Annotated in this window: 5 protein-coding genes; 3 read left to right on the forward strand and 2 right to left on the reverse strand. The window is 45.8% G+C overall.

Going from position 1 to position 9,851, the window contains the following annotated elements:
• Positions 1-12: 12 nt before the first annotated feature.
• On the forward strand, positions 13-2,316 hold the full coding sequence (locus FS373_RS00935) for a penicillin acylase family protein (RefSeq protein WP_144047514.1): 2,304 nt from the start codon (positions 13-15) through the stop codon (positions 2,314-2,316).
• A gap of 386 nt (positions 2,317-2,702) precedes the next feature.
• Positions 2,703-3,251 (forward strand): hypothetical protein, encoded by a 549-nt coding sequence (locus FS373_RS00940; protein WP_152828868.1) that lies wholly within the window; start codon positions 2,703-2,705, stop codon positions 3,249-3,251.
• Between the two features lie 103 nt (positions 3,252-3,354).
• Here FS373_RS00940 and FS373_RS00945 read toward each other — a convergent pair whose 3' ends face one another.
• A complete protein-coding gene (locus FS373_RS00945) occupies positions 3,355-4,758 on the reverse strand; it encodes a uracil-xanthine permease family protein (RefSeq protein ID WP_144049067.1) in 1,404 nt (467 codons plus the stop codon).
• Positions 4,759-5,429: 671 nt separating this feature from the next.
• Between FS373_RS00945 and FS373_RS00950 the strand changes: the two genes are divergently transcribed.
• A complete protein-coding gene (locus FS373_RS00950; RefSeq protein ID WP_144047512.1) occupies positions 5,430-7,976 on the forward strand; it encodes a TonB-dependent receptor plug domain-containing protein in 2,547 nt (848 codons plus the stop codon).
• Positions 7,977-8,138: 162 nt separating this feature from the next.
• On the opposite strand, the gene pfaD is transcribed toward FS373_RS00950, so the two are convergent.
• On the reverse strand, positions 8,139-9,767 hold the full coding sequence (pfaD, locus tag FS373_RS00955; protein ID WP_144047511.1) for an eicosapentaenoate synthase subunit PfaD: 1,629 nt from the start codon (positions 9,765-9,767) through the stop codon (positions 8,139-8,141).
• Between the last annotated feature and the right edge of the window lie 84 nt (positions 9,768-9,851).

Here is a 9,851-nt window from a genome sequence, read left to right on the forward strand (position 1 = left end):
TGGCGATACTTGATGACTAAAATAATAAAAATACTTCTGGTTTCAACCCTCTCACTGATTTTCATTCTGATCTCGACAGCTTATTTGGGGCTGCATCTGAGTCTGCCTAAGCTATCAGGGGAGTTTCGCAGCGGCCATCTATTTGAATCCGTTACCATAGAGCGAGACAGATTAGGTACTGCGGTCATACATGGTCAAAACCGTCGAGATGTGGCCTATGCTCTGGGTTTTGCACATGGACAAGATAGATTCTTTCAAATGGATCTGCTTAGGCGTAACTCGGCTGGAGAGCTCGCAGAGCTCTTCGGTGAAAAGGCGCTTAATCTGGATAAGTCTCGCCGTTTTCATCAATTGAGGAAGCGAGCCGAGAATACAGTCGCTAAGATGGAACCAAATCAAAAATTGCTACTACAGGCCTATGCCAATGGCGTCAACGCCGCAGTAGCAGAGCAAAGCCTTAGTTCTTTCGAATACCTGCTCACCGGGGCAAGCCCTCAAACCTGGCAACCGGCAGATAGTTTGCTGGTTATCTATAGCATGTACCTGGATTTGCAAGGAAATACCCCAAAGCGAGACATGGCTCTGACTCAGATCCAGCGCCTGTATGGCGAGCAGATGTTGGCATTCGTGACACAACATAGCCCTTATCAAGCGGCGCTCGATTCTAGTCTTCTCCCCACAGAAGATATATCAACTCCAGAGCTTGAACCTCAACTGCTAGCGACAGCTCTGATTAGCACGATTGAGGAACCCATTGATATCGGCAGCAATAACTGGGCTGTAACCGGAGCACTGACCGAGAGTGGTCGGGCCATGTTGTCCGATGATATGCACCTCTCATTTGCGGTTCCTATCATCTGGTATCGTGCTCAATTGAATTACGTTTCAGATACCGGTGAGCCTATACAAGTTACAGGTGTTTCACTGCCAGGCGCGCCAGCCATTGTTGTGGGTACAAATAACAGGGTCGCATGGGGATTCACCAATGCCTATATCGATACCGCTGACTGGATAGCGATCGATGAGAACGAGCCGTTAAGTACAGAGATCGAACTCATGAAACTTCCCGGTTCTCAATCGAATGTTGAATATCCGATCCAGCTATCCCAATTTGGTCCAGTTAAGCATGTGAATGGACAAGACTATGCGCTGTCTTGGGTGGCACACCAAGGTTATGCGGTCGATATGGAGTTGATGGGACTAGAGACTGCTGTGAGTGTGCAAGAAGGATTAGCACTGGCAACGACGTTTGGGATCCCAGTACAGAACTTGATGTTAGTAGACAGTGAAGGCAACGCCGCTTGGAAGCCCGCCGGAGCAGTGCCATCTAGGACTAATCCTGCTAATGTGGCGCAATTACCAGAAACTTTCCAAGGAGCCTTGTGGGGGATAGATGAGAGAGAGCTACCACAAGTAGTGAATCCTGAGCACGGACGGCTGTGGTCGGCCAACTCCCGTGTGATATCGGCAGAACAATTCAGCCGCTTCGGTGATGGAGGCTATGCGCTAGGTGCCAGAAGCCAGCAAATCCGTGACCGTTTATTCGAGTCGGAGCAGTTTACCGAGCAGGACTTTTATCGATTGCAGTTAGACAATGAGGCTAAGTTTTTAACGCCTTGGCATGATTATCTGATTAACCTGCTCTCACTAGAACCGGTAAGATTTGCTAAAGATATTCAATTTATCAGGGATTGGCAGGCATGTGCCTGTGCTGACTCGGTCGGATACACCTTAGTTCGCAGTTTCAGGGCTAAGTTGATCGATGCCGGCTTCGCCCCAATAGAGACAGGTTTGAACGAGATAAACGTCTCTTTATCTCCGGTTAAGCGCTATCTGGAACCTGCCATGTGGCAGTTGCTCGAAGATGAACCTGATTCTTGGCTTCCCGAGCAGTATTCAAGTTGGGATCAGTTTGCCATTCAGGCTTACGTTGACTCGACTCAGGAATTATTAAGTAAACACAGTGATGAGGGAGCTCTAGCCGATCTTAACTGGGGCAAGGTTAATGCCCTTAAGATACAGCACCCCTTCAGTAAACAGATGCCTTTGCTAAGTGCTTTATTGGATATGCCAACCGTGATAGGTTTCGGCGATAGCTTTATGCCAGCAGTACAGAGAAGTACTTTTGGTGCATCCCAGCGCTTTATCGTGCAACCAGGGCTCGAGTCTCAGGCCATCATGGTGATTCCTGGTGGTCAGTCTGGTCACCCCTTATCCGATTATTACCGTGCTGGCTTCGATGAATATGCAAACCATGAGTCAACGCCTCTGCTGCCTGGCGTCATCTTGCATAAGATAATTATTCAAGCGATCTAAGTCGAAAAAATGTGTAAACCAAGGGAGAAGTACTTTTCCCTTGGTTTTGATTGGCTCAGTTCACTTCACTATTTATTAGCCATTATCCTAGCCACTTCTTTAGTTATTTTTTAGCCGACATTTAATATTTTAGTATAATCCCTTGATACTCATTAAGTAGTAACCTTTTTTTGTAAACTGATTTTGGTTTATCTCACTTCAGTTGGTGATCTATTTCGAGACATTCCCTTGCCATATTCGCATTAGTGAATATATTCACTGATAAGCACACTCTATGCAGCATATTTGGTGAATTATGACACTTTGTAAGTAAGTGTAATATCTGAAGTCTTCACCTGAAACTCTGATATGCTGCGATACAAATAATTACAATAGGGTCGTATCCCATGACATTCTTTCGACTTGTTGCGCTAGTGTTAGTTGCTGTGTTTTTGAGCGGGTGTCAGGAAGATGTGACCTTTCAAGTCGATACAGTGACAGAATTCAGAGTTGACTTTTCGGATACTCATAAAGGGTTGGTTAGTGAGGGAGAGATTGAAGATGCTGTCACTGCTTGTTACCTAAGAGTCTATGCGATTAATCACTTAGATTACGGAATTAAAATTGGCCCGCAAATAAAAGTGAACAATCATGGTGTTGAGCACACCTTGAGTATCGACTCTTGGGGAGATGACTGGGAGTACCTTGTTGCAGGTAAAGACGGCGAAGAATATAAACAGAAGCTTTGTTTTAAAGAGGAAGCACTTAATCCAATTAGTTGTGCAGAACTTGCTGATGCCATCAAAAATAAAGCGTATAAACTTGAGCTTAATCGATGTGAGAAAATAGACCAATCACCGGCAAGTTGTAATATGGGGATCGGTGTAGTGCAAGGGGGGATCAACTTCAGATCCATTGGAGCCAATGAGATGGATAGTACTCGGTTAGCGGATTAAATACTTAGCAGTTCACTTCGCTTCTAAGAATGACTTAAGAGGTTAAAAAATTTTTCAACCTCTTAATCGAACTTCACCTCAAACTGGGTTTACAGCCAATGATTTAAGCTGCATTTACCTCTTTATCGTCTAAATCGATTTGCGCTGGATCTTCCTGCTTCTGCACTGAATGACTTTTTTCTTGAGGAATAATCAAACTCATTAAAATTGCTGATATCCCTGCAACAGTAACTGATGAGCTGAATATGCTTTTAAATAGAGGAGAGAAAGAGTTTGTTACTTCTGGCACCGCAATAACACCAAGTCCTAAACCAAAAGAGACAGCCATAATAAGAAGGTCACGACGATCCAGTTTAGCCGTCGCTAAAATTCGAATCCCTGCCGATGCAACTGTACCAAACATCACTAATGTGGCTCCCCCTAAAACAGGCTTAGGTAATGTTTGTAAAACCGCGCCAATAACCGGGAATAGCCCTAATAAAATAAACAAGCCGGCGATATAAAAAGCAACATAACGACTCGCGACCCCAGTGAGTTGGATCACACCATTGTTTTGACTGAACGTTGACATAGGAAAACTACCAAATGTAGCAGCCAAACAAGAGTTTACACCATCACCTAACACTCCGCCTTTAATGCGTTTGATATATAGCGGCCCTTGGGTTGGCTCTTTAGAAACCATAGAGTTTGCCGTTAAATCACCGGTTGTTTCAATGGCGGTGACAACAGAGATAATGGCCACAGGAATAAACGCAGCTAAATCAAAATTAAATCCATATTTAAACGGGAGCGGTACTGCAATGACGGGGACATCTGGTATCTGAAAATCCACCATCCCCATAAAATAAGCGGTAACGTAACCCACGAACATACCGATCATGATACCTGATAGACGTAACACTGGATTGCTAAAGCGATTAATAGCAATAATGGTGGCTAAGGTGACCCCACCCACTATCAGGTATTTGGCTGCACCCATATCTTCGGCACCAAATCCCCCGGCAATATCAGTCATGCCAACCTTAATCAAGGATAAACCAATAGTGGTGATAACTACGCCAGTAACGACAGGGGTAATGACATGTTGAAGCTTATGAATGATTCTGCTTAAAAACATCTCCACAAATGAGGCAAAGAAACAAACCCCAAAAATCATGGCTAAAATATCTTCGGAACTCCCTCCTCTATTTTTGACAATGAAGCCCGCAGCCAATACTGCACTTAAAAAGGCAAAACTAGTTCCTTGTACACACAATAGACCCGAGCCAATAGGACCGAAGCGTTTTGCTTGTATAAATGTGCCAACACCAGAAACAAATAGCGCCATGGAAATAAGGTAAGGCAGTTCACTGCCTAGGCCCAGAACACCGCCTATGATCAATGCGGGGGTGATAATGCCGACAAAACTGGCCAGTATATGCTGAAAAGCTGCAAATAAGGCTTTAAGTGGTTCGGGACGATCATGCAGTCCGTATAACAAGTCACTATTCTTTGGTGATGTACTCATATCTACTCCGACTCCTTCTGGTTGTGGTGCAATTATTTTTATTTTATTTATCTTTAACGCCAACGCTCCTACTTTGATTAAGCGAAACACCTATAAAAGTTGTCACAACTGTCAGCTTGAATCTCAACATATAGTGGTTTTTTTGTGCTGTCTATAATTTGAACTGCCACATGGTGGAATATTCGAATGGTTTTTGAGGATTTTATGAAGGGGGGATAACGCGAAGTGACCGTTTGTATTTGCTCTGTGTATTAGTGTTTTCACTTAATATAAGAAACCACTGTCCGGGCTATGTCCTGATCTTGTGAGTAGATCATAGGAGCTTGCTCTATCTAGGTTTTATACCAGTAGGTACCAGTGTCTTCTATTACTCCTTCCATTGAATATACCTACATCTGAAATTTACCATTATTACAGGCACTGGGTCATCAAAGGGTGTGTTTGTTTCATCGGCGAAACTAGAGGCTGAATGATTCTTATGTTGCCTTCTTGTGGGCTTTGTTCAGATATTGATAAATATGTTGACATTATATCCATTGGAAGTGCATAAATATCTAGATGCCTAATCGGATTTTGGTGAATAGGGTATGGAAAATATTCATCGATAAGTGGCCTTTTGAACTGATGAGCTGAACGGCGGCAGAGACCTTATAATAAAAAATGGAAGTAGTATGAAAAACACAAGACTTCAACCAAATGGTTTTGCGCTAGCCATTACTTTAGCTTTAATGAGTAGCAACCTTTACGCTGAAACAGCCGAAGTGGAACAATTAGATGCGAAAGTAGAAAAAATATCTGTGCTTGGTAGCCGGGTATCGAGTCGTACGGCTACCGAGTCAGCTGTTCCTGTCGACATTATTAGTGCAGAAAGCCTTAGCCGCGGTGGGTTTACCGAGTTAGGTCAGAGCCTGCAGGCGAGTGTCCCCTCATTCAATTTCAGTCGAACTCAGGTCTCCGATGGCTCAGATCTTTTTCGCCCTGCGACATTACGGGGGCTTCAGCCTGATCAAACCTTAGTGTTAATCAATGGTAAGCGTCGCCATAATCAGGCTATTTTTGGCCTTAACGGTACCGTTGGAGCTGGCGCTGCGGGTACCGATATGAATGCTATTCCGCTTATCGCCCTTAAAGATGTGCAGGTACTGCGTGATGGCGCCGCGGCGCAATATGGTTCAGATGCCATAGCCGGAGTGATAAATCTATCACTCAAGGACACCACAGGTGAGACATCAGGTTACTTGCAAGGCGGCACAACGGGGGAAGGCGATGGTGATAACTATTCTGTTGGACTCAATACCGGTTTTGATCTTGGTGATGACGGCGGTTTTATCAACTTGTCTCTAGAGTACCGAGATGACGATGGCACTAACCGCGCCCAACCCGATATAGGTGGCTCACCCACTATAGCTCCAGGCACTCTGTCCGATGAAGTTCGCTGGGGTCAAGGTAATGCAGCCTCTGAATTTCAGTCGGTTTTCTATAATGCCATGATGCCTGTGGGTGAGGTGGAACTATACTCTTTTGGTGGATATTCAAATCGTACAGCCTTAGGCAATGGTTTTTGGAGAAACTTCAATGAAGCGTCTAAAAACATAGCTCAAGTGTACCCAGATGGCTTCCTGCCTCGTATCTATAATGAAGCACAGGATATCTCTGTCGCCGCAGGCGTGCGTGGTGATATCAATGATGATTGGCAATTTGATGTCTCTGGTGTTTATGGCCAAAACCGCTATGACTTCGATTCCAGAAATAGTATCAATGCGTCATATGCTGCCGAATACCTTTATAATAATCCTGATGCCAGCGATGCAGATATCGCTGCTAATTCAGGTCCTACATCGGGTTATTCCGGTGGTTTCCGTTTCGATCAGACGACATTGAATGCTGACATTAACGGTTTTGTCGATATCGGTTGGGATGAACCTCTCTATGTCGCGTTTGGTACCGAGTACCGTAGCGAAAATTATGAAATTGTTGCGGGTGAACTTGCATCTTATTCCTGTGGTATGTCTAACGCCGATAGCGCTTTTCCATCGGTTATGGATCCTGATGTGTTCGCAGGTTGTGGTTTTCAGGCATATCCGGGCTTGAGACCCGACGCAGCAGGTAAGGCCGATCGTAATAGCTATGCCTTCTATCTTGACCTTGAGACTCAATTAACGGATGTGTGGTCTTTGGGAACGGCGGCTCGGTTCGAAGACTTCTCCGATGCGGGTAGTGATCTGGTGTGGAAAGTATCATCTCGCTATGAAGTCACCGATGACTTTGCTCTACGCGGCGCAGTTTCTACCGGTTTTAGAGCGCCGTCTCTGCAGCAAAGTGCTTATACCGCTTATACGACTAACTTAGGTCCAGGGGGAGTGCTTTCTGATTCATTCACGGCTACAGCAGGTTCAGCTTTCCCGTCGGCATTAGGTGTTGAGAGCTTAGACCTTGAAACCTCCGAAAACTTGAGTCTTGGTTTTGTCTTTAATGCGACGGAAGAGATCTCGGTCACCTTAGATGCTTATAAGGTTAAGATTAAAGATAGAATAACCTTGGGTAGTCTACTTACTGCCGAAGATGTGGCCTTTAGTCCTGAAGCTGTAGCGGCATTAAATGCTACCGGGGCTGATCAGGCTAACTACTTCTCTAATTCGGTAAATTCGACGACTCAAGGCTTAGATTTGATTGTGACCTATGGTACCCAAATGTTTGCGGGTGACTTTAATGCTACGTTGGCGGGTAACCTCAATGAAACTGAGATAGACAGTGTTAATGCGGCAGAAGGCATTCCTGAAGATGTGGCACTCGACGATCTACAGCGCAGTTTCTTGACCGATGGTCAGCCTAAAGAGCGTGCGACCTTAACTTTCGACTACAGTAAAAATGATTGGCGCGGAATGATCAGAGCTAACTACTTCGGAGAAACCAACGTCACCTATTTTGGTAACGATCATATAGGCTTACCCGATGAGTTATCGCCAACGGGTTCATTTTTGCCTACCAGCATAGTGGAAGCTGCCGTTTTGGTCGATATCAATATTGAATACCAGTTTACTGAGTCACTGAGCTTCTCTGCGGGTATCAATAATATCTTCGATGTTACTCCGGACGAGTTAGGGGCCAATGAATCACTCGATTTTATTACTAATCAAGCATTCAAGTATCCGGTTCGTGCATTGCCATATGGTTTCGACGGAACTACCTATACGGCAAAAGTTAACTTTAACTTCTAACGTTAACTTCCTAATACCAATTGGCATTAGTCTGTATAACTAAAAAAGCCATCGGCATCTATAGATGCTCGATGGCTTTTGATTTTCAGTTGTGAACTTAAAGCTTACAACTCACAACAGCTTTTCCTCGAAGCTTGCTATTCTTTCAGCTCTAGGCTGCCCTTAAGCCATTCTCTGTGTCGGCTTCCAGCGCAGTAACTGAGTCGGTAACTTAACCCCTTGTGAGGTCAGGTTGTTTACTCGGTTAAGGTAAGCTGCGCCATACATTAGGTGTTTGGCCACATCGACGGCGTTACGGTCCTGGTAGTTATCTAAGTAACTGCCTTTAGCCCACTGGTTGAATGCGCCCAATGCTGGACCTGCCCAGATTTGATAATCCATCTCACGGCCCACTTCGCCCGAGTTTGACCAGCGGCTGGAAAGCCCCAAGTACCAGCGGAAGATAAGGGCCATCTTACGCTTAGGATTCCCCTCGGCGCGCTCGATCTGCTTAGGATCACGTTCATTAAAATGCGCCACTGTGCCGGCCCAGATCTCATCAAGAGATGAGCGGAACACTTGCTTCTCTAACTTCTCACGCTCAGCAGTCGGAATCGCTTCGATAGAGTCGTAACGTGTGTAGAGTTCGTAGAGCTTGTTGGCTCGCATAGGGAAAAGCGTACCACGCTTAACTACCTGCAGCTTGACGCCCATCTCGAACATATCGGCAGCGGGTGCCATGGTCACATCGGCCATCTCAGTGTTCGCCAGCAGCTTGCGAGTGTGCTCACTGGCTCCGGCTTCGACGCAGGCTTGGTTTACCGAGCCTGTGACTATATAGGCGGCGCCCATGTTGAAGGTCGCTAAAGCTGCGTCAGGTGTGCCCACACCGCCGCCACAACCGACGCGGATCGGCGTGTCGTATTGATACTTGGTTTGAATTTCTTCTTTCAATGCCAAAATGGTCGGCAGCAGAGTCACTAATGGACGGTTATCTGTGTGTCCGCCAGAATCCGCTTCGGCCGTGATGTCATCGCTCATAGGAACAAGTTGCGCCAGTTCCATCTGCTCAGGCGTAATCGAGCCGTCATCGACCAATTTTTGTAGCATCTTGACCGGGGCTGGCATCATGAACTTCTCAGCCACTTCGGTGCGGCTGACTTTAGCGATAACTTTATTGGCGATAACAATATTGCCATGGCTATCACGGCTAAGCCCAGCTGCGCGGTAGTAGACGATTTGAGGTGTGAGTCCCAAAAATGCTGAGGCTTCTACGGTGCGAACCTTATGCTTGATAAATAGCTCGACGCTGCCACGCTCTAATGCTGGCTCACTCGGGCTATGAATAAGGTTAAACATGTAAGGGCCGTTCGGTAGGGCGGCTTGGATACGGTTTATTGCGGTTTCTACGCGGCTTGGAATAAGACCCGCAGCACCGAATGAGCATAAGATGCCTGCTCTTCCCAGGGCGATAACTAGCTCTTCAGATGAGATGCCGTTGGCCATAGCGCCTGCATAGTAAGCGTATTTTACACCGTGTACGCGGCGGAAGTTACTGTCGCCCAGGCTTTCTGTGCCTAAAGCCGGTGCAAATGCGCTGACAGGGTGTGCATTGCTATTTGCGCCTTGTTCTGAGGCTAAGGCCGCATCCTGTGCGATGCCGACACCTTTCTCACTGTGGTTAACGACATAACAGCCGCGGCTGAAATCTTTCAGTTGTCGCTCCATGGTATTGACATCGAAACTGATATTGGCATCGGTAACCGACCAAGGCCAAGGAGAAAGCTTTTCATTGGTTGTAATAGGATTCATTCTTGACCCTTAAAGTAATTCTTTTAGTTCAATGTGAAGCAGTTTAGCTGTGTCTCTTTCACATTCATTAATCTTTAATTCTTG

The organism is Shewanella sp. YLB-07 (genome assembly GCF_009377275.1).

What these genes read in the sequence shown, in the direction of transcription:
- FS373_RS00935 (WP_144047514.1), top strand. Translation starts at nt 13, where the DNA reads ATGACTAAAATAATAAAAATACTTCTGGTTTCAACCCTCTCACTGATT.
- FS373_RS00950 (WP_144047512.1), top strand. Translation starts at nt 5,430, where the DNA reads ATGAAAAACACAAGACTTCAACCAAATGGTTTTGCGCTAGCCATTACT.
- pfaD (WP_144047511.1), bottom strand. Translation starts at nt 9,767, where the DNA reads ATGAATCCTATTACAACCAATGAAAAGCTTTCTCCTTGGCCTTGGTCG.
- FS373_RS00945 (WP_144049067.1), bottom strand. Translation starts at nt 4,758, where the DNA reads ATGAGTACATCACCAAAGAATAGTGACTTGTTATACGGACTGCATGAT.
- FS373_RS00940 (WP_152828868.1), top strand. Translation starts at nt 2,703, where the DNA reads ATGACATTCTTTCGACTTGTTGCGCTAGTGTTAGTTGCTGTGTTTTTG.